The sequence below is a fragment of the Ruegeria sp. A5 genome, from assembly GCF_056543005.1.
In genome coordinates, this window is record NZ_JBQGAV010000007.1 from 49,844 (window position 1) to 71,623 (window position 21,780).

19 protein-coding genes are annotated in these 21,780 nt (G+C 57.5%); 15 read left to right on the top strand and 4 right to left on the bottom strand.

Annotation, left to right across the window (positions count from 1 at the left end; genetic code table 11):
* Window positions 1-43 precede the first annotated feature (43 nt).
* Window positions 44-1,795, top strand: coding sequence for a gamma-glutamyltransferase (gene ggt, locus ACR0AY_RS15490; RefSeq protein WP_480454375.1), 1,752 nt, complete (start codon window positions 44-46; stop codon window positions 1,793-1,795).
* Between the two features lie 86 nt (window positions 1,796-1,881).
* Window positions 1,882-3,087, top strand: a complete 1,206-nt coding sequence (locus ACR0AY_RS15495) for an MFS transporter (RefSeq protein ID WP_170407966.1) — start codon at window positions 1,882-1,884, stop codon at window positions 3,085-3,087.
* A gap of 59 nt (window positions 3,088-3,146) precedes the next feature.
* On the opposite strand, the gene ACR0AY_RS15500 is transcribed toward ACR0AY_RS15495, so the two are convergent.
* Both ACR0AY_RS15500 and ACR0AY_RS15505 read right to left on the bottom strand, forming a co-directional pair.
* Window positions 3,147-4,622, bottom strand: coding sequence for an NAD-dependent succinate-semialdehyde dehydrogenase (locus ACR0AY_RS15500; protein ID WP_170609187.1), 1,476 nt, complete (start codon window positions 4,620-4,622; stop codon window positions 3,147-3,149).
* Between the two features lie 2 nt (window positions 4,623-4,624).
* Complete coding sequence (locus tag ACR0AY_RS15505; RefSeq protein WP_170397954.1) at window positions 4,625-5,902, bottom strand: 4-aminobutyrate--2-oxoglutarate transaminase; 1,278 nt, start codon at window positions 5,900-5,902, stop codon at window positions 4,625-4,627.
* Between the two features lie 149 nt (window positions 5,903-6,051).
* On the opposite strand from ACR0AY_RS15505, the gene ACR0AY_RS15510 reads away from it, so the two are divergent.
* From ACR0AY_RS15510 to ACR0AY_RS15565, 12 genes are all read left to right on the top strand, one after another.
* Complete coding sequence (locus tag ACR0AY_RS15510) at window positions 6,052-6,618, top strand: cupin domain-containing protein (RefSeq protein WP_170425413.1); 567 nt, start codon at window positions 6,052-6,054, stop codon at window positions 6,616-6,618.
* A gap of 137 nt (window positions 6,619-6,755) precedes the next feature.
* Entirely contained in the window at window positions 6,756-7,229 is a 474-nt protein-coding gene (locus ACR0AY_RS15515) for a VOC family protein (RefSeq protein ID WP_170514261.1), read from the top strand.
* Window positions 7,226-7,576, top strand: a complete 351-nt coding sequence (locus tag ACR0AY_RS15520) for a hypothetical protein (protein ID WP_170397963.1) — start codon at window positions 7,226-7,228, stop codon at window positions 7,574-7,576. Before ACR0AY_RS15515 ends, ACR0AY_RS15520 begins: the two co-directional genes overlap by 4 nt.
* Before the next feature lie 130 nt (window positions 7,577-7,706).
* Window positions 7,707-8,675 carry a carbon-nitrogen hydrolase family protein gene (locus ACR0AY_RS15525; RefSeq protein WP_170407972.1) on the top strand — a complete coding sequence of 323 codons (969 nt, stop codon included), beginning with the start codon at window positions 7,707-7,709 and terminating at the stop codon, window positions 8,673-8,675.
* 42 nt (window positions 8,676-8,717) lie between these two features.
* Window positions 8,718-11,450: an aminotransferase class I/II-fold pyridoxal phosphate-dependent enzyme gene (locus ACR0AY_RS15530; protein ID WP_170514264.1), complete on the top strand. Its 2,733-nt coding sequence runs from the start codon at window positions 8,718-8,720 to the stop codon at window positions 11,448-11,450.
* 22 nt (window positions 11,451-11,472) lie between these two features.
* Window positions 11,473-12,921, top strand: coding sequence for a biotin carboxylase (locus tag ACR0AY_RS15535; RefSeq protein WP_170407976.1), 1,449 nt, complete (start codon window positions 11,473-11,475; stop codon window positions 12,919-12,921).
* Window positions 12,922-12,929: 8 nt separating this feature from the next.
* The gene (locus ACR0AY_RS15540; RefSeq protein WP_170514267.1) at window positions 12,930-13,919 is read left to right on the top strand and encodes a C45 family autoproteolytic acyltransferase/hydrolase; all 990 of its coding nucleotides are present in this window, start codon (window positions 12,930-12,932) and stop codon (window positions 13,917-13,919) included.
* Between the two features lie 138 nt (window positions 13,920-14,057).
* The gene (locus ACR0AY_RS15545; protein WP_170514270.1) at window positions 14,058-15,542 is read left to right on the top strand and encodes a glycosyltransferase family 39 protein; all 1,485 of its coding nucleotides are present in this window, start codon (window positions 14,058-14,060) and stop codon (window positions 15,540-15,542) included.
* Window positions 15,543-15,683: 141 nt separating this feature from the next.
* Window positions 15,684-16,445, top strand: coding sequence for a glycosyltransferase family 2 protein (locus tag ACR0AY_RS15550; RefSeq protein ID WP_170514273.1), 762 nt, complete (start codon window positions 15,684-15,686; stop codon window positions 16,443-16,445).
* Entirely contained in the window at window positions 16,442-16,741 is a 300-nt protein-coding gene (locus ACR0AY_RS15555) for a lipid-A-disaccharide synthase N-terminal domain-containing protein (protein ID WP_039542759.1), read from the top strand. The genes ACR0AY_RS15550 and ACR0AY_RS15555 overlap by 4 nt, the downstream gene beginning before the upstream one ends.
* A gap of 175 nt (window positions 16,742-16,916) precedes the next feature.
* Window positions 16,917-17,552, top strand: a complete 636-nt coding sequence (locus tag ACR0AY_RS15560; RefSeq protein ID WP_170514276.1) for a GNAT family N-acetyltransferase — start codon at window positions 16,917-16,919, stop codon at window positions 17,550-17,552.
* A gap of 126 nt (window positions 17,553-17,678) precedes the next feature.
* On the top strand, window positions 17,679-19,400 hold the full coding sequence (locus tag ACR0AY_RS15565; protein WP_480454420.1) for an adenylate/guanylate cyclase domain-containing protein: 1,722 nt from the start codon (window positions 17,679-17,681) through the stop codon (window positions 19,398-19,400).
* A gap of 27 nt (window positions 19,401-19,427) precedes the next feature.
* Here ACR0AY_RS15565 and ACR0AY_RS15570 read toward each other — a convergent pair whose 3' ends face one another.
* Window positions 19,428-19,718 (bottom strand): winged helix-turn-helix transcriptional regulator, encoded by a 291-nt coding sequence (locus tag ACR0AY_RS15570; RefSeq protein ID WP_480454378.1) that lies wholly within the window; start codon window positions 19,716-19,718, stop codon window positions 19,428-19,430.
* A gap of 268 nt (window positions 19,719-19,986) precedes the next feature.
* On the opposite strand from ACR0AY_RS15570, the gene ACR0AY_RS15575 reads away from it, so the two are divergent.
* The gene (locus ACR0AY_RS15575; protein WP_170514280.1) at window positions 19,987-20,751 is read left to right on the top strand and encodes a nuclear transport factor 2 family protein; all 765 of its coding nucleotides are present in this window, start codon (window positions 19,987-19,989) and stop codon (window positions 20,749-20,751) included.
* 101 nt (window positions 20,752-20,852) lie between these two features.
* Here the strand turns inward: ACR0AY_RS15575 and ACR0AY_RS15580 are convergent, their stop codons facing one another.
* Window positions 20,853-21,773, bottom strand: coding sequence for a pentapeptide repeat-containing protein (locus tag ACR0AY_RS15580; RefSeq protein ID WP_170397991.1), 921 nt, complete (start codon window positions 21,771-21,773; stop codon window positions 20,853-20,855).
* Window positions 21,774-21,780: the final 7 nt, after the last annotated feature.

The window sequence follows — 21,780 nt, forward strand, 5'->3', positions numbered from 1 at the left end:
TTACTCAGTAGCCAATCTCGCAGATCCTTACCGGGAGATTTCTATGATGAAGACATTCATGAAAACCGGCGCCGTTCTGGCGTTGGGTGTTGTCGCCTGCGCGGCCAATGCGCAGGACCCTGCGCCGGAATATGGCTATGGTTGGGAGGACAAAAACTCGGTGACTGGCACCGAGTTCATGGTCTCGGCCGCCAATCCCATTGCTGCCAAAGCCGGATATGATGTGCTGGCCGCAGGTGGCACAGCCGCAGATGCGATGATTGCCGTGCAGCTGATGCTCAATCTGGTTGAACCGCAATCATCGGGCATCGGCGGTGGTGCGTTCATGCTGTATTGGGATGCGTCGGCTAAAACTCTGACCACCTTTGATGCGCGTGAAAAAGCCCCTGCGAAAGCCACGCCTGAACGGTTTCTGTTACCGGACGGTGAAAAGATGCCGTGGCCCGAAGCTGTTGTAGGCGGACAATCTGTTGGCGTTCCGGGCATTCTGCGCCTGATGGAAGTGACCCATAACCTCTATGGCAAGAAAGACTGGGCCTCGCTGTTCCAGTCTACCATCGATCAGGCCGAGCAGGGGTTTGAGGTTTCGCCCCGCATGGCAAACTCGATCCAAAGCACGATTGAACGTGAGCGCTCAGTCGGTGTGTTCCCGGCGGGCAAAGCGTATTTCTTCAACGAAGATGACACGCCGCTGCAGGCTGGAACCTTGCTACGGAACCCCGAGTTTGCCGAAACCTTGCGCATTCTGGCCGATCAGGGCGCAGGCGCCTTCTATAGCGGCCCCATCGCCGAAGATATCGTGGCGGCAGTGGATGCCACATCCAAGGTGGAAAACAATATCACGCTTGAGGATCTGGCCGACTACCGCGTCAAAATCCGCCCCGCCGTCTGCGCCGATTATCGCGGCTACGATGTCTGCGGAATGGGTCCGCCAACCTCCGGCGGCCTGACCGTCGGGCAGATTCTGGGGATACTCAGCAACTTCGACCTCGACGGCACTGGGTGGAACGCCGAGATGGCGCATCTCTATGCCGAGGCCGCCAAGCTGGCCTATGCCGACCGCGCGCTTTACATGGCCGACGGCGATTTTATCGATGTACCGGTCAAGGGTCTGCTGGACGCGGACTATCTAAAGCTGCGCTCGGAGATGATCGACCCTGCTGCAGCCAGCGAGAAGCGTCAGGCAGGTGAGCCGCCACGTGATCACACCGCCCTGTTCGCGCCCTCGCAAAACCCGGGTCGTCCCGGCACCAGCCATATCGTGATCCGAGATCCGTACGGCAACGCGCTGTCGATGACGACCACTATTGAGACCGCCTTTGGCAGCCGGGTTTTTGTGCGGGGTTTCCTGCTGAACAACGAACTCACCGATTTCGACCGCGCACCAAAGGATGGCGACCGTCTGGTGGCCAACCGCGTTGAGGGTGGCAAACGCCCGCGCAGTTCGATGTCACCAACTATCGTGATGAAGGATGGTGAGCCCTATCTGCTGATCGGCTCGCCCGGCGGTAGCCGCATTATCAACTATGTGGCCAAAACGATCATTGCGATCCTGGATTGGGAAATGGACCCGCAGGATGCCATCGAAACCGGGCATTTCGTGCATCGCAACGGGTCTGCGATGGATCTTGAGCAGGGAACATCCGCTGCCGAATTCGCAGATGCTCTGACCGCCAAAGGTCATGAGGTCAAACAGGTCGATCTTAACAGTGGGCTTCACGCCGTCCTGATCAAGGATGGCCAGCTGATCGGAGCGGCTGATCCGCGCCGCGAAGGCGTGGCACTAGGCCAATAAAGGCGAACTGCAAAAGGGCTGTTGGACAATTGTACCACGCAGCCCTTTTCTCTTGCTTTAACAGCGTACTCGTCCGATAGGGCGGTATGTTCAAAAGCCGCGCAATAACCTTCATTCTGATCACACTGATGATTGATGCCATCGGTATCGGCATCGTGTTCCCGATCATGCCCGACCTGATGGATCGCGTCGGTGCGGGCAACACCGGACAGGGGGCTTTTTGGGGTGGGCTGCTGATGGCCGCCTATGCCGGGGCGCTGTTCCTGTGCGGACCCATTGTCGGCAGCATTTCGGATGCGGTTGGCCGCAGGCCGATCCTGATCGCAGCGCTGACCATGTTGGCGCTGGATTATGTGATCATGGCGCTGGCCGAAACGTTTTGGCTGCTTCTTCTGGGACGGACGCTCGCGGGGCTTGCGGGGGCGACCTATATCACCGCAACGGCTTACATTGCTGACATATCATCACCGACCGAGAAGGCGGCGAATTTCGGTCTGATCGGGGCGGCCTTCGGGATTGGGTTTGTGCTTGGCCCGGCCATCGGCGGCATCGCTGCCGGGATCAGCATTACTGCGCCGTTCTGGATCGCTGCGGTCTTGTCCGCCGCCAACGCCCTGTTCGGAGTCTTCGTCCTGCCCGAGAGCCTGAAACCAGAAAAGCGCCGCCCCTTTGGCAAGCGCGACCTGAACCCGTTCAAATCGATCTTTGACGCCTTCCGCTTTCCGGGGCTGGCAGTGCCGCTGCTGTGCATTTTCATCTTTGAATTTGCCAACATGGTCTACCCCACCCTCTGGGCCTTCTGGATACGAGAGGTGTTTGGCTGGTCCACGCTGTATATCGGCCTGTCGCTGGCCGCATACGGCGTGCTGTTGGCCTTCGTCCAAGCCGGACTGATGCCGGTCTTCATTCGCTGGATCGGCGATTACCGAACCCTGCTGCTGGGGATGGTATCGGCATTGGTCGGAATGATCGGCTTTGGGTTTACCGTAACGGTTACGGCCCTTGTCATCTTTATTCTGCTTGCCGCGCTGTCCGACCTCGTGCCTGCCTTGATCACGGCTATGGCCTCGAACCAGGCGGACGAAGACCGGCAGGGCGTGGTGCAGGGAGTCATCGCGTCACTGTCTTCTGTCGCTGCGGTTCTGTCGCCTTTGGTGATGACCGGCATCTTTCAGGCGTCGGTCGATGGCGAAGGCACTTATCTGCCCGGCGCACCGTTCTTTTTCTCGGCGGCTCTGGTCTTGGTGATGATGCCGTTGGTGTTCCGTCTGCGCGGGCACGCATCGGTCTGAAACGAAAAACGCACCCGCAGCGGACTGCGAGTGCGTTGAATTTTCAAGGCACGAGGCGCTTACTGAATTTCACCCATGCAGAGATACTTCATCTCAAGGAAATCCTCGATCCCGTATTTCGAACCCTCACGGCCAAGACCGGATTGTTTGACACCGCCGAACGGGGCGACTTCGGTCGAGATCAGGCCAGTGTTGATGCCCACCATGCCCGATTCCAGCGCCTCGGCCACACGCCAGACGCGCGCCAGATCGCGGCTGTAGAAATACGAGGCCAGGCCGAACTCGCTGTCATTGGCCATGCTGACGACGTCGTCTTCTTCCTCGAATTTGAACAGCGGAGCGACGGGGCCGAAGGTTTCGTCCTTTGCCACAACCATGTCGCGGGTTACGCCAGTCAGAACGGTGGGTTCAAAGAATGTTCCACCCAGATCCGAGCGTTTGCCACCCAGCGTTACAGTCGCCCCTTTGGAAACCGCGTCCGAGATATGTTCTTCAACTTTGTCGACCGCCGCCTGATTGATCAGGGGACCTGTGGTGATGCCGTCGCCAAAGCCGTCGCCGACATTCAAAGATTTTGTCTTCTCGGCCAGCTTGGCAGCAAACTCGTCATAGACGCCCGCCTGCACATAGATGCGGTTGGCACAGACGCAGGTCTGGCCATTGTTGCGGAACTTCGCGATCATCGCGCCATCCACGGCGGCATCCACGTCGGCATCGTCAAAGACGATGAATGGTGCGTTACCGCCCAGTTCCAGCGACATCTTCTTGATGGTGCCCGCCGCCTGACGCATCAGGATCTGTCCTACACGGGTCGAGCCGGTGAAGGTGATCTTGGCGACCTTGTCATTGGTGCAAAGCTCATTACCAACGCCCGAGCTGTCTGTGCCCGGGATCACGTTGAACACGCCCGCTGGTATACCCGCACGTTCACCCAAAACCGCCATCGCCGTCGCCGACAGCGGCGTCAACGTCGCTGGGCGCGCCACAAAAGTACAGCCCACGGCCAGCGCCGGGCCAACTTTGCGCGCGATCATCGCGTTGGGGAAATTCCAAGGCGTGATTGATCCCACTACGCCCACGGGCTGCTTCAGCACCACGATGCGCTTGTCGCGCTGGTGGCCGGGGATGACGTCGCCGTAAACACGCTTGGCCTCTTCCGAGAACCACTCGATAAAGGACGCGCCATATAGGATTTCACCGCGCGCCTCGGGCCAGGGTTTACCCATCTCGGCGGTCAGGATGGTTGCCAGATCGTCTGCGTTTTCGACCATCAGGTCGAACCATTTGCGCAGAATGGCGGCGCGTTCCTTGCCAGTCTGAGCAGCCCATTCCTTCTTCGCAGCGTAAGCTGCATCGATGGTCTGTGTTGTGCCTTCGATGCTGACATCTGTCACATTGGCGATCAGATCACCGGTTGCAGGGTTGTAGACAGGGAACGTTGCCTCACCTTCGACCCATTCACCGTTGATATAGGCGCGGGGTTCCAGAAGGCTGGGATCTTTCAGCTCCAGCTTGGTCACTTTGGTATCCAGCATGTTCAGGCTCCTTTGGCAGCGTCGATCGAGGCTTCGAGGATATCCATGGCCTCGGCGAAGATTTCGTCCTGCACCGTCAACGGCGCGAGGAAACGAATTACGTTCCCATATACGCCACATGTCAGCAGGATCAATCCACGCTTCAATGCCTCGACCCGTATGGCGTTTGCCATATCGGGATTTGGGGCGCTGCCGTCGGTCGTGTTGAACTCGGCCGCAACCATAAGGCCCGGACCACGAATATCTACGATCTCGGGCGTGCGGGAACGGATCGATTCCAGACGCTGTTTCAAGCGCGAGCCCAGCTCATTGGCGCGCGTGCACAGGTCTTCTTCCTCGATCACATCCATCACAGCATGGGCGGCGGCGATCCCCAGCGGGTTGCCGCCATAGGTTCCGCCCAAACCACCCGGGTGCGCGGCGTCCATCAGCTCGGCACGACCGGTGACGGCGGCCAGCGGCAGACCACCGGCCAGACCTTTGGCCATGGTGGTGATATCAGCAGAGACGTCATAAGCGTCCATCGCGAACAGGTTGCCAGTGCGCGCAAAGCCGGTCTGTACCTCATCGGCAATCAGAACGATGCCATGTTCGTCGCAAAGCGCGCGCAGACCACGCATCAACTCAGCCGGAGCGGGGTAGAAGCCACCTTCGCCCTGAACCGGTTCGATGATGATCGCGGCCACCCGGCCCGGATCAAGATCGGCCTTGAACAGTTTAGTCAAAGCACCCAGCGAATCTTCGGTCGAGGTGCCATGCAGATCGATCGGGAACGGGACGTGATAGGTATCGGGCATCATCGCGCCGAAGCCCGCTTTATAGGGCTGAACCTTGCCGGTCAGCGACATGCCCATGAAGGTGCGGCCGTGAAAAGCGCCGCCAAAGGCCACTACAGCCGGGCGGCCAGTGGCAGCACGCGCGATCTTGACGGCATTCTCGACCGCCTCGGCACCCGTAGTGACAAAGACGGTTTTCTTGGTGAAGTCGCCGGGCACTTTCTCGTTCAGGCGCTCGGCCAGGCGGATGTAGTTCTCATAAGGCAGAACCTGATGGCAGGTATGGGTGAAGTTCGCGGCCTGTTTCTGAACAGCCTCCATCACCTTGGGGTGGCAATGCCCGGTGTTCACAACGGCGATGCCTGCGGCGAAATCGATATAGCGTTTGCCTTCGACATCCCAGACCTCGGAATTCACGGCACGGTCCACATAGACTTGCGTTTGCATCCCCACGCCCTGCGCGATCGAGGTATTCCGGCGTTCAGCAATCTGAGCGTTCAGCATCTTGCGTCCTTTCCCGTTTCCGGGCGCGGTGCCCGTATGTTTGACTGCGCGACTGTAGTATCTGCGCCTGCAAGCGAAAGCCTGTTTCTTGTGATTCATAAGCCATTGATTTACCGTCCCGGCAGGATCAAGTGTTGCGGATACTTAACATGAAGAACACCAGCCAAGAGGATTTGACCCTCGGATTGCGCCTGCGAACCTTGCGAGAGCGTGCAGGCTTATCTCAGCGGGCGCTGGCCAAGAAGTCGGATGTGCCGAACTCAACCATCTCACTGATCGAGTCGGGCAAGATGAATCCATCGGTTGGTGCGTTACGGCGTATTCTGCAAGGCATACCGATTGGCATGTCCGATTTCTTTTCCTTCGAAATCGAACCTGAGCAGACCGTGTTTTACGCCTCAGAAGAACTTACTGAGATCGGAAAGGGTGGGCTGTCTCTGCGGCAGGTAGGATCAAACCTGCATGGTCGCGCGATGATGATCTTGCAGGAAACTTACGAGCTAGGGGCTGACACCGGTCGCGTGATGTACGGGCATGAGGCGGAAGAGGGCGGTATTGTCATTTCGGGTCGGGTGGAGGTGACCGTGGGTGATAAGCGCAAGGTACTGGGACCAGGCGATGCTTATTATTTCGACAGTCGCACCCCGCACCGGTTCAGGCAGGTCGGCCCCGAAGTTTGCCGGGTCATCAGCGCCTGTACTCCGCCTACATTCTAAGCATCACGGCAGAAATTTCAGCACTATGCATCATAGTGTTGCAGTATCTCCTGGTTTGATCCACAGTATGATGCATAGTGCGGGAAATTCCTGCAGATAATCCAGGGTGTCCGCCGCCCAATTCAGAGAGTACCGGAATGAAAAAGAAACCTGCCACTCTGCCACGTGGCTATCGCACCTGCACCGCATCGCTTGCCGTCGCCGACGTCGATGCCGCGCTAACTTTCTACGAAAGCGCCTTTGATGCGAAGATACAGGCCTATGACGCGGATGAGGCCCCCGGCTTTGCCTCGATCAAAATCGGCAACTCGATGCTGTTTGTCACCGCCGGATGGGGTGTGCACGGCCCCGCCGTTCCGGGCACAGTCACACCGATTGGACATCATATGTATGTCGAAGATGTGGACACTGCCCTTGCAGCCGCGTTGGAAAGCGGTGCCAGCCTGATCGCTGAGGCGGCGGACACCTATTGGGGCGAACGCTGCGCCACGATTGCCGATCCGTTCGGTCATGTCTGGACGTTGGCGACCCGCGTCGAAAACCTGAAGCCAGCGGATATCAGTGAACGGCGCAAAGAGCTGCTGGACGCGGCGCAGATCGAGGCTGCATGAACGACGCCCCCCTTCCCACATTCACGATCCGTCAAAACGATCTGGCCATTCTCGCGGCTGAGGGTCGCATCGGCGACTATCCGGTCGCCGTTCGCACGGCGCGTGAGGTGATCAGCGGTGGCTTTGCCAACCACTCGGCGCATCCCAATACCTGGACTGTATACTTTCTGGTCGATGGCCAATGGGCGCTGGTCGAATCCACGCGCGGGCTGCGGCGGGAGTGGTCCAGCCTTGATCGGCTCGAGAAATGGCTGCGCAGTTGCGGATTCCGGTTCTTCTGGGTTCGCAACGACATCGATTTTGTGGAACCGCAGGCAGAAGATACCGCCGAGGAAGCCGCAGTATGAAGGCAGTCGCCTCGGAAAACCATAGCCTGAGGACAGCAGGCTTGCGTGACCACACGGTTTTATGTTCCGATGAAGAACGCCGGATCAAATCGGCGGTCGCAATCGGCAAGAAAATGAGAAGAAACGAAAAATGACCCCTTTTGCGATAACCGGAATCCAGATGCATGTCGGTGCGTTGCAGTCGAATGTCGACGCGATGCTGCACCGGATCGACATTATGATGGCGCGGTTCCCTTGGACCCAGATGGCCCTGTTCAGCGAACTGGCGCCTCATGGTCCGCTCGACCGGTTTGCCCAGCCCTTTCCCAATGACGACCTGTCGCGCTTTCAGGATGCCGCTCGGCGTTATGGGATCTGGCTGATCCCCGGTTCGATGTTCGAAAAGCACGAAGATGGACGGATTTTCAACACCTCGGTGGTGATCAATCCCGAAGGTGAGATCGTCTCAAAATACTCCAAGATGTTCCCGTTCAAACCTTATGAACAGAACATCGCATCGGGTACCGAATTCTGCATCTTTGATGTGCCGGATGTGGGCCGGTTTGGCCTGTCGATCTGCTACGACATCTGGTTCCCCGAAACCACCCGCCACCTGACTAGCCAAGGGGTCGAGGTTCTGCTGCACCCGGTTCTAACCGGCACAACCGACCGCGAGGCCGAGCTGTCGATCGCCAAGGCGACCGCTGCGCAGTTCCAATGCTATGTGTTTGACGTGAACGGGCTGGCCGCCGGGGGCGTGGGCCGCTCACTGGTCGTTGATCCCTCGGCCACCGTGCTGCACCAGTCTGCGGGACAGGAGGATATCTTCCCTATCGAGATCGATCTTGATCAGGTCCGCCGCCAACGCGAGGTCGGACTGAAAGGTCTGGGGCAGGTTCTCAAAAGCTTCCGCGACCGCGAGGCGGAGTTCCCGGTCTATGACCGTACTAGCGGGGCGGATGCCTATCTGCACACGCTCGGCCCGCTGCGCATTCCGCAGAAAGGCGACGTTGCGGGCGTCGCTGCATCCGACCCCAGAACGGCGCTGGGATATACTGAAGACGCCGCGACCAAGCCCGACAATCTGTATCTCTACAAAGGGCGCTCTGGCACAGACTGATACCGGCCCAGCTTTTCGGTATCGGCAGAAAGGAAAAATTTCATGCACGGCATTTCCGATAGCGAAAAGCTCCACACCATCTCGGACTACTACAGCGCCTCGCAATTGAGGGCAGACCGATGGAGCGCGCTGCGGGAAACGGCCGAGTCCCTGGATCAGGGCGGTAACGAAAAAGATCGGGACCGGGCACGGCAGTTGCTGCAGGCGCTGGCCCCGATCGAGGTGTATTTCGCTTTTCCGGGCGGATCGGCGTTCGACTATCTGCGTCGTTTGCAGGACCATGGAAACTTTGGCGATTTCTCAACCGCCGTGCGCCGGGTGTCGCGGGCGCTGACCTCAGGGGCCTATCGTCGCCGCTCGATCCCGTTGATCGCGGATGAGACCGAGGTTGATGAGTTCGAGGACGAGTCCACCCAAAGCCATGAAGCCCGCGCGCTGGGCCGCCCATATTTCGAGGTGATGATCGTTGACAAGGTCAACGAACATCAGGAACGGTTCCTGCAAACCAGCCTGCAACGGATGCGCCGCAGCGAAGATCCGTTTATTTATGAAACCGTTGTCGTTCCCAGTGTCGAGGATGCGCTGATCGGGGTTCTGTTCAACCAAAATGTACAGGCGGTCATTGTTCGCCCGGGCCTTAGCCTGAAGTCCAAGAACGAAACCAATGTTTTGGGCCGCTATATCAGCCTCTATGGCGAGGGCGCCGATCTTGATGCGCTGTCCCCCTCGGAATACGGCCCTGAAACCTGCCGCAGGATCGGCATGCTGCGCCCCGAGCTGGACGCTTATCTAATCACCGACCGTTCGGCGGAAGATATTGCCGGTCTCGATCTGGGCCTGTGCCGGCGGGTCTTCTACAATCAGGAAGACTTTCTGGAATTGCACCTGAACATCCTGCGCGGGGTGCAGCGGCGCTATAAGACGCCGTTCTTCACGGCGCTCAAGGAATACTCAAAACAGCCCACGGGCGTGTTCCACGCGATGCCGATCAGCCGGGGTAAATCGATTAGTCGCAGCCACTGGATTCAGGACATGGGGGCGTTCTACGGATCGAACATCTTCATGGCCGAAACCTCAGCCACCTCTGGCGGGCTGGATTCTCTGCTGGAACCCAAAGGTCCGATAAAAGAGGCGCAGGAGGCTGCCGCCCGCGCATTCGGCTCTAAACAGACGTTTTTTGCCACGAATGGCACCTCGACCTGCAACAAGATCGTGGTGCAAGCTCTGGTCCGGCCCGGAGACATCGTGCTGATCGACCGCGACTGCCACAAATCGCACCACTACGGCATGGTGCTGGCGGGAGCGAGCGTGGTCTATATGGACAGCTATCCGCTGCATGATTACTCGATGTATGGCGCGGTACCGATCCGAGAGATCAAGCACAAGCTTTTGACCCTGAAGGCCGAAGGCAAGCTGGATCAGGTTCGTATGGTGCTGCTGACCAACTGCACATTCGACGGCATCGTCTACAACGTGCAGCGGGTGATGCAGGAATGTCTGGCGATCAAAAAGGACCTTGTGTTCCTGTGGGATGAGGCCTGGTTCGGTTACGCGCGCTTTGCCCCGAATTCGCGCGTACGCACCGCGATGCGATCGGCCAATATCCTGCGCGAACAATTCCGCACCCCAGAACATGCCGAGGCTTATGCCAACCAGCAGGAGGAATTGAAGGGCGCGGATGATGAGACCCTACTGAACACCCGCCTGATCGCTCCGCCCGATGCGCGTGTTAGGGTCTATGCCACACAATCAACGCATAAAACGCTGACTGCGCTGCGGCAGGGCTCGATGATCCACGTCAATGACCAGCAGTTCAAAGGTGCGGTCGAAGAGGCGTTTCACGAGGCCTATATGACCCACACCTCGACCTCGCCCAACTATCAGATCATCGCCTCGCTGGATGTGGGCCGCAGGCAGGTCGAGATCGAAGGGTACGAGTTCGTCCAGCGGCAGGTCGAAAGCGCGATGGCGATCCGCCGGGCGGTGACGACGCATCCATTGCTCAAGAAATACTTCCGTCTGGTCACCGCAGGCGACATGATCCCCGAGCAATATCGCGAAAGCGGCATGACCAGCTATTTCGATCCCGATCAGGGCTGGGCCGATGTCTGGGATTGCTGGGCTAAAGACGAATTCGTTCTTGATGCCACACGTATCACGCTCCATGTGGGCGCAACCGGCTGGGATGGCGATACCTTCAAGACCAAGATCTTGATGGATAAATACGGCATCCAGATCAACAAGACCTCGCGCAACACCGTGCTGTTCATGACCAATATCGGCACCACGCGCAGTTCGGTCGCCTATCTGATCGAGGTGCTGGTCGAGATCGCCAAGGAACTGGACGATCTGATGGACGACGCCTCGAAAATGGAAAAACGGGCCTTCGACAAGCGCGTCAGGAACCTGAGCGAACACGTCCCGCCTCTGCCCGATTTTAGTCGGTTCCACGATGCATTCCGCTGTGAAGCAGGTACCGAAGCCGGTGATATCCGCACGGCGTTTTTCTTGTCCTATGACGAAGACAATTGCGATTACGTCGAGCCCGACAAGGAGATGTTGGAACGGCTCGAAGCCGGGGAAGAGATGGTCTCGGCCACCTTCGTGATCCCCTATCCGCCGGGTTTTCCCATTTTGGTACCGGGGCAGGTGATCAGCCCTGAAATTCTCAAATTCATGCAGGAACTGGACGTGTCAGAGATCCACGGATTCCGCGCTGATCTGGGCCTGCGCATTTTTACCGAAGACGCTTTGAAGTCAGTAAAGAACCCCTAAGGGGTCAGGGAGGACAACAATCATGCCAAAGAAGGTGCTGAAAAACATCTCGGAAATCCGCCGGTATTTCCATACCAACAAGGACCCGATCTATTTCGTATCGGCAACCAATTTCAACCTCTTGGGGCTGGATGAATGGGTGATGAACTTCACCTATATCTGCTACATGGATTGCTTTGACGGGCGACATCCGAACGTGTTTGTGCCTTCGGAAATGCCGCATGATGAGTTTCAGTCCATCGAAGACATCAACAATTATCTGCTGCAGCACAAAGAGGTCATCGACCTGGTCAAGCGGCGCGGCGGCAAGCCCAAGTTCGTCTTTCTGATGTTTGATGAGACGACCGAGAAGCTCGTCAAGGAGCTTGGCGGTCAGCTGTGGTTCCCCAAAGCCAAGCTGCGCACCAAATGTGACAACAAGATCGAAACTGTCCGTATCGGCAATAAGGCGGGTGTGCCTTCGGTGCCCAACACGCTGAGCGTTGTCAAAAGCTATGATCACCTGAAAAAGATCTGCGAAAAGGCCGGATTGGGGAATGATCTGGTGCTACAATCCGCCTTCGGCGACAGTGGCCATACGACGTTTTTCATCAAGTCCGAGGCCGATTTCAACAAGCACAAAGACGAGATCATCGGCGAAGGCGAGATCAAGATAATGAAGCGGATCGATTGTCGCGGGGCGGCGATCGAGGCCTGTGCGACCTCGGAGGGTACCATCGTTGGCCCGCTGATGACTGAGCTTGTGGGCTTCAAGGAACTCACGCCTTACCGCGGCGGCTGGTGCGGGAATGAGATTTTCTCGACCGCTTTCCCACCTAAGGCCCGCGAACAGGCCCGGCAGCTGACGTTCCAGTTCGGTGAAGAACTGCGGAAATCCGGCTATCGCGGCTATTTCGAACTCGACTTCCTGATCGACAAGAAAACCGATGAGCTGTGGCTGGGTGAACTGAACCCCCGCATCACTGGCGCCAGTTCGATGACCAACCACGCGGCCTTTGCACACGCCGATGCGCCGCTGTTTCTGTTCCATCTGCTGGAGTTTTCAAAGAAGCCCTTCGAGCTGGATGTCGAGGAACTGAATGCCCGCTGGGCGGATCCGGACATGATCGACAGCTGGTCGCAAATGGTAATCAAACACACCGATGACAGTGTCGACCGGATCACGCAGGCCCCACAGTCGGGCATCTACAAGATGCTGGAAGATGGCCGCGTCGTGTTCGACCGCTTCGACTATCACCGCCGCGCGGTGGGCGAGAACGAAGCGTTCTTCCTGCGTATCTCGAATGTCGGTGATTACCGCTATGAGGGTGCTGATCTGGGTATCCTCGTGACTCGCGGGCGGTCGATGACCAAGGGCTTCAAACTGACAGACAAATCGAAGAAGTGGATTCATGGGATCACTTCGGCTTATACGGCTGAACCGCTGCCCGCCGCACAACCGATGGAAGACCCCGCCTTCAAAATCATGTAGAAAGCCCCATGGCGCTTGTTTTTCGCTCAATTGACGAAGCGCAGCCCGGTCCCAAGCTGGCCGGGCTGTTTGCCGAATACTGGCCCGCCTACCGCAAATGGTGGGCGCAAGAGGGGTATTCGGCCCGCCCCACCTATCGCGAATGCCTCCGCGCGTTGCAAAAACACATGCCCGAGATTCTGCCGCTGTACGAAGAGATCGTCGAACTGGTCGGCGGCAGCGATAGCCAGGCACGGTTTCTCAGCTTTTACTGCCCGCCGAAATATCTTTCGGGCTGCAGCCAGGCGATTTGGCGTGGCAAGACACCGTTTCTGGTGCGCAATTACGACTACCATCCAAAAACCTTTGACGCTGCTCTGCTGAAAACCCAATGGGGCGGGCGCGGGATCATCGGGATGAGCGACGGCGTTCTGGGTCTGCTTGATGGCATCAACGATGCCGGTCTGACAGTCTCGCTCACCTTTGGCGGGCGGCGCGAGGTCGGCGACGGCTTTGGCGTGCCGCTGATCCTGCGCTATGTCCTTCAAACCTGCGAGACCACTGCGCAAGCGGTTGACTGCCTGTGCCGCATCCCTTGTCATATGAGCTATAACGTCACCGTTCTGGATGCGAAACACAATCACAGCACGGTGTACCTTGCCCCGGACCGGCACCCGCAAATCTCGGACCAACCAGTGGCGACAAACCATCAGGGCCATGTCGAATGGTCCACCCATGCGCGCTTTACGGCCACCGTGGAACGCGAAAGGTTCTTGCTCAACCGTCTCAACCAGCACCCGGAAAGCGAGAAGCGGTTTATCGATGCGTTCCTGCGTCCGCCGCTTTATTCAACGGCTTTCAGATCAGGTTTCGGCACGCTCTATACTGCGGTCTATCGGCCTGCGAAGAAGCAGTTGCAACTGCTTTGGCCCGGTGCCAGCTGGGACTTGTCCTTCGATGGCTTCAAAGAGGGTGAGCTGAGCCTGATGTTGCCCGACGAGGCCGAGCCTGCAGTCTGACAAGCGCGGTCGCCCTTCTAAACTTCTTGCTCTTGGACGGGCGACGCAATAATGGGAGCGCGACGCGCGGCAGTTTCAAACAAGGCCCGGCGGGATCAACACCACATATTTCTATGACGCGATAGGACCACGGAAAGCATGACCGGTACCTCCCCAAATTGGCTAAGATTGCTTCCTTACTTCGCCACCGCATTGGTGATGGTCCTGGTCTGGTCCTGGTATCTGACTGATCTGGGTGTTGGGAACATCTATCACTACGATGAATTTTACACTTATGACCGCAGTACAGGCTTTGCGCGCAATGGGGACTGGCTGGCGGTTTATTCCAACAACGAACCTAGCCTAAAAAAACCGCCCATGCAGTATTGGATGTCTGCACTGCTGATGGAGTTTGGCGTATCCGATATTCTGGCCTTGCGCCTGCCGTCGATGATCTTTGCGCTGGGCGCGCTGATGGCAACGGCCGTACTGGCGCGGGTGATGATCCCGGACAGCCCCTGGGCCATGCTGCCTTCGGTCCTGCTGGTGGCCACGTCGCTTCAGTTCTGGCAACACGCCACATCCGCGATGCTTGATACCGGTGCGGTTTTCTTTTCGACCCTTGGAATTGCAGCCCTGCTGGCAGCATTGGAAAAGCCGAAATACTGGCCTTATTTCGGCGCAACTCTGGTGTTGGCCGCTTTGCAGAAAAGCCCAACCCCGCTGGCCTTTCTGGCGCTGGCACTACTGACGCTGAAGTTGACCAACAGATGGCAGACGGAACCGTTCAGCGAGATCTGGCAGAACAGAACGTTTCGCCGGACGCTCAAGATTGCGATCCCGCTGGCCTTCGCCTGGCCGATCCTGCAAGAGCTTCGGTTCCTCTTTGGCGACTCGCTGGATGGCAACATCAAAGGCGAGATGCTGGATCGTTTTCGCCCATCGCTCAGCGATCGCGGCTTCGGGAAGCTCTATGATCTGATCATCGCCGGCGAGCCGTGGTTGCGGCTGCTGGGTTTTGTCGGCATCTGCGCTCTGCCATTTCTGCAAAAGCGGCCCAGACTTCTTGCTGCAACAGGGATAGCCGCGTTCTTCGTCATCATGATGTGGGCCGCAGCCGGCAAGGTTTATGCACGCTACACCCTGCTGATCCTGCCGATGCTGATGGTCGCCGCAACCGGTTTGTTGTTTTCGGTCGAGCGCCTGCGCTGGGCCGGGATGGTGGCCGCGCTGGGTCTGGTCTTTGTTGCAGGCGGCCTGTTCTATGACCGCGATGCCACCGATCTGGGCAAGGGCCGCGTGCGCTTGGGCGTGCCCGAGGCCGAGATTCTGACCCCTTTGGGTGCAATGTTGCAGCCGGATGAAACCCTGCTGCTCTGCGCCTATGACCGCGAGTTGCGCGTACCGCCCGGGGCCGCATCGGTCTTTGCTTCCAACGGTAGGCGCTTTGTCTACCTCAGACGGCTGGAGCTGCACAAATACCTCGACAGGTTCGGCTATACCACCGGCCCTCTGCGAGGGCTCTGTTCGGAGGGTGAGTTGTCTGAGCTGGCACCTGACCTGATCGGGCTCGAGACGCAGCCAACTGCGGTTGAGGGTTTGGTCTATTGGTCAGCAACCGGCGTCACGCCCGCCCCTGAATAGGAGACACGGTGCAATCCGCCCCATCGCTGAACAATGCCCCAACAAGTTGCGCAGATGTTGGCCTGCGATGCGGTGGCCACTTGAATTTTCGCCGTTGATCCCGCAAAAGCCCTGAGACTGAAACAAGTAAAGCTACCCACCATGCATGCTGATCATGATGCCAACGCTGACAATCGACCCACCGTGTCGATCGTGATTCCCATGCATAACGAACAGGGGGCTGTTCCTGGTCTTATCCAGGGCATCTGCGCTGCTGCGGCCGAATTGCCAGCGTTCGAGATTGTCGCGGTTGATGATGGATCGACCGATGGCACTTTTGCGGCGCTGCAACAGATGCAGAAAGACTGTCCGCAACTGCGCATCCTGCAGCACAAAACGGCCGGTGGCCAAAGTGCTGCCGTGCATTCCGGCGTCAAGGAAGCACGCGCGGATATCTGCTGTACGCTGGATGGCGACGGACAGAACCCGCCGGAAGAGTTGCCAAAGATCTGGGCGCCGCTGGTGTCGGGTGGCGATGCCTCGATTGGCCTGGTGGCGGGGCAACGGGTTGGCCGACAAGACACTGCGTCAAAGAAGCTTGCCTCGCGCTTTGCCAATGCACTGCGGGGCTGGATGCTGAAAGACGGCACACGTGACACCGGCTGCGGTTTCAAGGCGTTCCGACGGCAGGCTTTCCTTGATCTGCCCTTTTTCAATCATATGCACCGTTATCTGCCCGCTCTGTTCAAGGCTTATGGCTGGAATATTGCGCTGGTGGATGTGGCGCATCAGCAGCGTTTGTCGGGCGAATCCAAATACACCAATTTCGGGCGGGCCATGGTCGGCATCTGGGATCTGTTCGGCGTCGTCTGGCTGACCCGCCGCGCCAAATCCGTTTCCGCAACCGAGGCGTCCCGGTCATGAAAGAAACCATTCTGGAAATCCTGCATGTCGACAGCCCGACCGAGGCGCTCTGGGTCTTTATCGGTCTGGCCGGTCAGCTGATGTTCAGCGCCCGGTTTATCGTGCAATGGATCACGTCCGAGCGCGCCAAGAAATCCGTCATCCCGATGGCGTTCTGGTACCTTTCGATCGGCGGCGGGCTTATCCTGCTGAGCTATGCGATCTATCGCCGTGACCCGGTCTTTATTCTGGGTCAGTCGATGGGCCTGTCCATCTACCTGCGCAACATCTTCCTTATTCGCGCTGAAAACCGCTGATTGATCGTAACGCTTCTTTACGACCTGCCACCCATTACAAGTTTGTCGGCTGCACCCGTTCAGCGGGTAGCGGCCTACGGCCGCGTTGTGTGAACAACCTCTTATTGTTTCTGAAATTTTCGTGCTAGTATCCCGCGAATAGATTTTCAGAATTGTACTCGGAGGATATTTTCTCTTGCCCGATAGCTCACCCCGGTTGTTCAGATTGCGCCCTTTGGAAAAGGCGGATCTGGGAACAGTTGCGCGCTGGTTTCAGGATATCCATGACCTGGCCCTGTTCGACCGTACGTCGCGCATTCCGCAGAACCTGGTACAGACCGAGCAAAATTGGGAAGACGCGATAAACGCCTCAAAGGACTGCTGCAAATGCTGGTTCGCAATCGAATCTGACAGTGGTGATCTGGTGGGGATGACCGGGCTTGAAGCAATTTCCAGCGTCAACAGGGATGCGGTGGTTCCGGTTTTTGTCGACAAATCCATCCGTCGACATGGCGTGGCGGTGCGTTCGGTTGCGCTGATGCTGGATTTCGCATTCCGGCAATTGGGGCTGAACCGTATCACCTCGTATTACCGGGCCGACAATCACAGCAGCCGCGATCTGATCCAGCGAATCGGCTGCGAGATCGAGGGCACGATGCGTCAAGCCTGGTTCGCGGATGGGCAGTTCCATGACATGGTTGTCGTCGGCATGTTGCAGCAGGACTGGATCGCGCGTCGAGAGGTGCTCGCGCAGGAGTTAGGCACCCAAACAGTGGTCAGTTTTGATGCCTCTGGGTGGTCTTGGCCCCCCGATTCCGGTGCAGATACCTAAAATGTTACGTATTCTGAGTCATTTTTTGCTAAAACAGTCCTGTCGGATTCGACATGACAACACAATTGAGTATTGCCAGTGAACACGACCGGTTCGGACGCATCAATAAAACAGAAACTAGGCGCGGTGCTTTTTGCCGACGTTGTCGGCTATTCCCGCCTGATGAGCGAGAACGAGATGGATACGTATAACGCGTTGAAGTCTTTGCTTTCGCAGCTTGAATCGGCTTGCTCAAAGTATCAGGGCAAAATCATCGAAGTGCGCGGTGACGGCATCCTTGCCTTATTCGACACGGCGACCAGTGCAGTAGAGTTCAGCATCGAACTGCATCGGATCGCTGCGGAACATAATCAGGCGCGGGATGACGAGCACAACATCAAATTTCGCGCTGGCGTTCACATGGGCGAAGTTCTGATGGACGAACGCGGCATCCATGGTGACAACGTCAATATCGCTGCCCGCCTGCAGGAGATTGCCGAGCCAGAACGGGTTTATGTCAGCGCAGCCGTCTATGAACAGATCCGTAACCGCCTGCGCTATGGCTATGAATTCCTCGGTCCCAAGCAGCTCAAGAACATCATGTCTCCGGTCGCGACCTACTGTGTCCGAACCGAGGTCGAGGGTGCAACAATGGCCGCAACCCTACGTCCTGAGATGCAGCTGGAAGTGCTTGAAAGGCCCGATAACCCGTCGGTTGCGGTGCTGCCCTTTACCAGCCAAGGCGGGGATGAAGATGACAGCTGGGTCGCCGAAGGGCTGACCGACGACATCATCATGAACCTGTCCAAGTTCCGGAACCTGTTCATCATTGCCCGGAATTCCTCGTTCTTCTTCAAGACCCAGTCGATGTCGCCGCAAGAGGCCGCTCGGCGTCTGAACGTGCGCTATATCGCGCGCGGCAGTGTGCGCCGCTCGTCCAGTCGTATCCGGATCACGGCCGAGCTAATCGACGCCAACACCGAACGCACCATCTGGGGTGAACGGTTCGACCGTAAGCTCGATGATATCTTCGACATCCTGGATGAGGTGACCGAGTGCATCGTTGCCGCCACTGCAGTCATGATCGAGTCGCATGAAAAGCTGCGCATGGTGCAGGCAATCCCGTCAGACCTGCGGGCTTATGGTTCGGTTCTGCAGGGGCAGCACCATATTTTCAAATACACCCGCAACGACAACCGCAAGGCGCAGCATTGCTACGAATCCGCGCTTGAGCGCGACGGCGGGTATGCACGGGCCGCGGCGGCGCTGTCACGCACGCTCAACATCGATTGGCGCTATTCATGGACCGAAGACCCAAACAGCGCGCTGGACAAGGCCCTGTCGCTGGCTCAGCGCGCGGTGGAGCTTGACCCCACAGATGCGCGCGGGTTTGGAGAGCTGGGCTATGTGCAGCTTTATCGTAAAGAGCATGACTCGGCGATCGAATCCTACAAACGCGCCCTGCAGCTTAACCCCAACGATGCGGACATGCATTCGGACTACGCCGATGCGCTGGCCCATTGGGGCGACAACGAAACCGCCATCAAACATCTGCAGCAGGCGATGCGCCTGAACCCCTATTTCCCCGATCAGTACCTGTGGCATCTGGGCGGGGCCTATTATAATCTCAAACGCTATGACGACGTGATCTCATGCGTGAACAAGATGAACAACCCGACCGAGGGGCAGCGCGTGCTGGCCGCCAGCTATGCCCATAAGGGCGAGCTGGAAATGGCCCGCCAGATCGCCGACAAACACCGCGCAGCGCATCCCAATTTCTCACTATCGCGCTGGGCCAAGGTTCAGCCAGACCGCCTGTCTGACGACACGCAGCATTTTGTCGAGGGGCTCAAAAAGGCCGGGTTCTGAGCTGCTGCCCGATCTCGCCTATAAAAATCAACTCGCCTGTTCGCGGTCGAACTGCATGCGTAACCGCCTGACTTCATCCATTTGTTCATGCGACCAGAAGACGAGCGGTTTCAGCATTTCAAGCAAGCTTCTGCCCAAAGGTGTCAATTCATAAGACACTGCCACTGGCGGTCCGGGATCGACGGTGCGGGTCAAATAACCATCACGTTGCAACCCGCGCAGGTTTTCGGTCAACACACTTTGTGTGATGTCTCCGATACAGCGCTTGAGATCGCCAAAGCGTTTCGGCTCATCCTCCAGCGCAAGGATGATGATCATCCGCCATTTGCCCGTCACATTGGACAGTACGGAACGGATTGAGCAGTTGGAAGCTTCTGCCTTGTTGGCAACACCAATTGGTAGCATCTCAGTCTCTGGTATTGTTTCGAAACTTAATCGCACAATAGCGTCACGTTGGCCTCGGTACAACTCCCTGAAAATTCAGGCAGTAGCCTCAAGCATACCAGGTCATTTTAAAGTACGTAATTGAAATGTAGTATGGATTTGCTACCACGTATCCAGTAGATACGAATCACAGGAAATCAACATGTCCCCCAAAGAACTTGTAATCGCACTTTTTACGGCTGCCTTTGCTGAACATGATCCGGAGGCAGTGCTACAGCTCGTTACCCCGGACTATATTCAGCACAACCCGCAAGTCCCGACCGGAGCCGAAGGCCTGGCCGGCCTGATCCCTTTGGTCGAACAATCCGGGATGACTGCAACTACCCACCGGGTCATCACCGAGGGCGATATCGTTGTATTGCACAGCACGTTCGACAACGCGGACGCTTTTGGTGCACCGACCCTCGCCGCCTTTGACATATTCCGCGTCGAGAATGGCAAAGTTGCTGAACATTGGGACAATTTGCAGCCCGTTCCTGAAACAACAGTGTCGGGCCGTGGCATGACAGATGGGCCGACCGAGATCACCGATCTTGAGAAAACAGAAGAAAACAAGGCGCTGGTTCTGGGGTTTGTGCGTGACGTTCTGGGCGGTGCCGCGCCCGAGAAAGCCCCGATGTATTCCGAGGTCTACATGCAGCACAATCCAATGCTTGCCGATGGCATCGATGGCCTGATCGAGGGCACCAAAGCCTGGGCAGAGCAGGGGAATGTGATTACCAAATTCGAGCCGCAGATTGTGGTGGCCGAAGGCAACTTTGTCTTTGTCGCCTCAGATGCCACCGTCAGCGGGAACCCTTGGGCTTTCTTCGACCTATGGCGCGTCGAAGATGGAAAGATCGTTGAACACTGGGACGTCGTTTCACCTACGCCAGCCGAAATGGCGCACGAAAACGGCAAGTTCTGATCTTCGAAAGGGATGGCGGGTCAGGCATAAATGGCCCGCCAACCCAAAGCAGACGTTGGAATAAAACCAAACGTCAATCGGTCAGGATCATTTCAGCCTTCCTATTCACCACGCGCCTTTGCGCCGCTGACTTTGGCACCTGACACCTTAGCACCGGACACCTTGGCCCCGCTGACCTTCGCGCCCGAGACCTTGGCCCCGCTCACCTTGGCGCCCGAGACCTTGGCTCCGGACATCATCGGTGCGTCATATTCAAAATAGACGTCCAGCAGCACGTCTTCGATCTGACCGGCTGCGATATCCATGCGGATGGTGTAATCGGCCTGATCGTAGTTCCAGACGCGAATATCATTGGCCATCTGGTAATCCGCTGCCGCGACGCCCGAAACCGAGGGGTTCATCGGCGCGCGTGCGGCCTGTTGTGTGGTGTCCGGCGCGTTAGCGTCATTGCTGGTCTGCAGCTTGAAGCCATGGGGCAGGTTGCCACCCGTCGCGCTCTCGCCTTCGCCATGCACCAGAAAGATCGTGGGTTCCGGCATCTCGTAATAGGTGCCGTCATAGGCGAAGCCGTAAATCCGGGCCAGTCGTGCATCGCCTCCGAACTGGTCCCCGATGAAATTATTGACGCCGCGACCCCTCCGGCGGCCATCCTGTTCGATGAACAGCTGCTCCGAGTGACGGTTCGCGATCTGCTGCCAGTGGGTATGTTTGAACTGACGTCCGCGACGGATGTAGACAAACGAGTCGTGCGGAACCTTCTTCCGCTTGTCGAACTTGAACTTGTCGCCGTCCTTGATGACCTTGTAGATGCCGGACTTTTCGTTTGCCGCATCCCCGACCTGGACCAGAACACGATCGTCTTCCCGGACATGTACGCCGTCGATTTTGGTGAATTTCTTACTGAAGTCGTAGTCTTCCTCAACCTCTTCGGCCAACCGGACCGAGCGTTGTTTCAGTTTTAAATCACTTAACTCTCGCCCAAACAGTAATACCTCGGAAAAACTGAGTAAGGACTCAGACATATCACTT

Coding starts and splice junctions, on each gene's coding strand:
- ggt (WP_480454375.1), top strand. CDS start 44: ATGATGAAGACATTCATGAAAACCGGCGCCGTTCTGGCGTTGGGTGTT.
- ACR0AY_RS15495 (WP_170407966.1), top strand. CDS start 1,882: ATGTTCAAAAGCCGCGCAATAACCTTCATTCTGATCACACTGATGATT.
- ACR0AY_RS15500 (WP_170609187.1), bottom strand. CDS start 4,622: ATGCTGGATACCAAAGTGACCAAGCTGGAGCTGAAAGATCCCAGCCTT.
- ACR0AY_RS15505 (WP_170397954.1), bottom strand. CDS start 5,902: ATGCTGAACGCTCAGATTGCTGAACGCCGGAATACCTCGATCGCGCAG.
- ACR0AY_RS15510 (WP_170425413.1), top strand. CDS start 6,052: ATGAAGAACACCAGCCAAGAGGATTTGACCCTCGGATTGCGCCTGCGA.
- ACR0AY_RS15515 (WP_170514261.1), top strand. CDS start 6,756: ATGAAAAAGAAACCTGCCACTCTGCCACGTGGCTATCGCACCTGCACC.
- ACR0AY_RS15520 (WP_170397963.1), top strand. CDS start 7,226: ATGAACGACGCCCCCCTTCCCACATTCACGATCCGTCAAAACGATCTG.
- ACR0AY_RS15525 (WP_170407972.1), top strand. CDS start 7,707: ATGACCCCTTTTGCGATAACCGGAATCCAGATGCATGTCGGTGCGTTG.
- ACR0AY_RS15530 (WP_170514264.1), top strand. CDS start 8,718: ATGCACGGCATTTCCGATAGCGAAAAGCTCCACACCATCTCGGACTAC.
- ACR0AY_RS15535 (WP_170407976.1), top strand. CDS start 11,473: ATGCCAAAGAAGGTGCTGAAAAACATCTCGGAAATCCGCCGGTATTTC.
- ACR0AY_RS15540 (WP_170514267.1), top strand. CDS start 12,930: ATGGCGCTTGTTTTTCGCTCAATTGACGAAGCGCAGCCCGGTCCCAAG.
- ACR0AY_RS15545 (WP_170514270.1), top strand. CDS start 14,058: ATGACCGGTACCTCCCCAAATTGGCTAAGATTGCTTCCTTACTTCGCC.
- ACR0AY_RS15550 (WP_170514273.1), top strand. CDS start 15,684: ATGCATGCTGATCATGATGCCAACGCTGACAATCGACCCACCGTGTCG.
- ACR0AY_RS15555 (WP_039542759.1), top strand. CDS start 16,442: ATGAAAGAAACCATTCTGGAAATCCTGCATGTCGACAGCCCGACCGAG.
- ACR0AY_RS15570 (WP_480454378.1), bottom strand. CDS start 19,718: ATGATCATCATCCTTGCGCTGGAGGATGAGCCGAAACGCTTTGGCGAT.
- ACR0AY_RS15575 (WP_170514280.1), top strand. CDS start 19,987: ATGTCCCCCAAAGAACTTGTAATCGCACTTTTTACGGCTGCCTTTGCT.
- ACR0AY_RS15580 (WP_170397991.1), bottom strand. CDS start 21,773: ATGTCTGAGTCCTTACTCAGTTTTTCCGAGGTATTACTGTTTGGGCGA.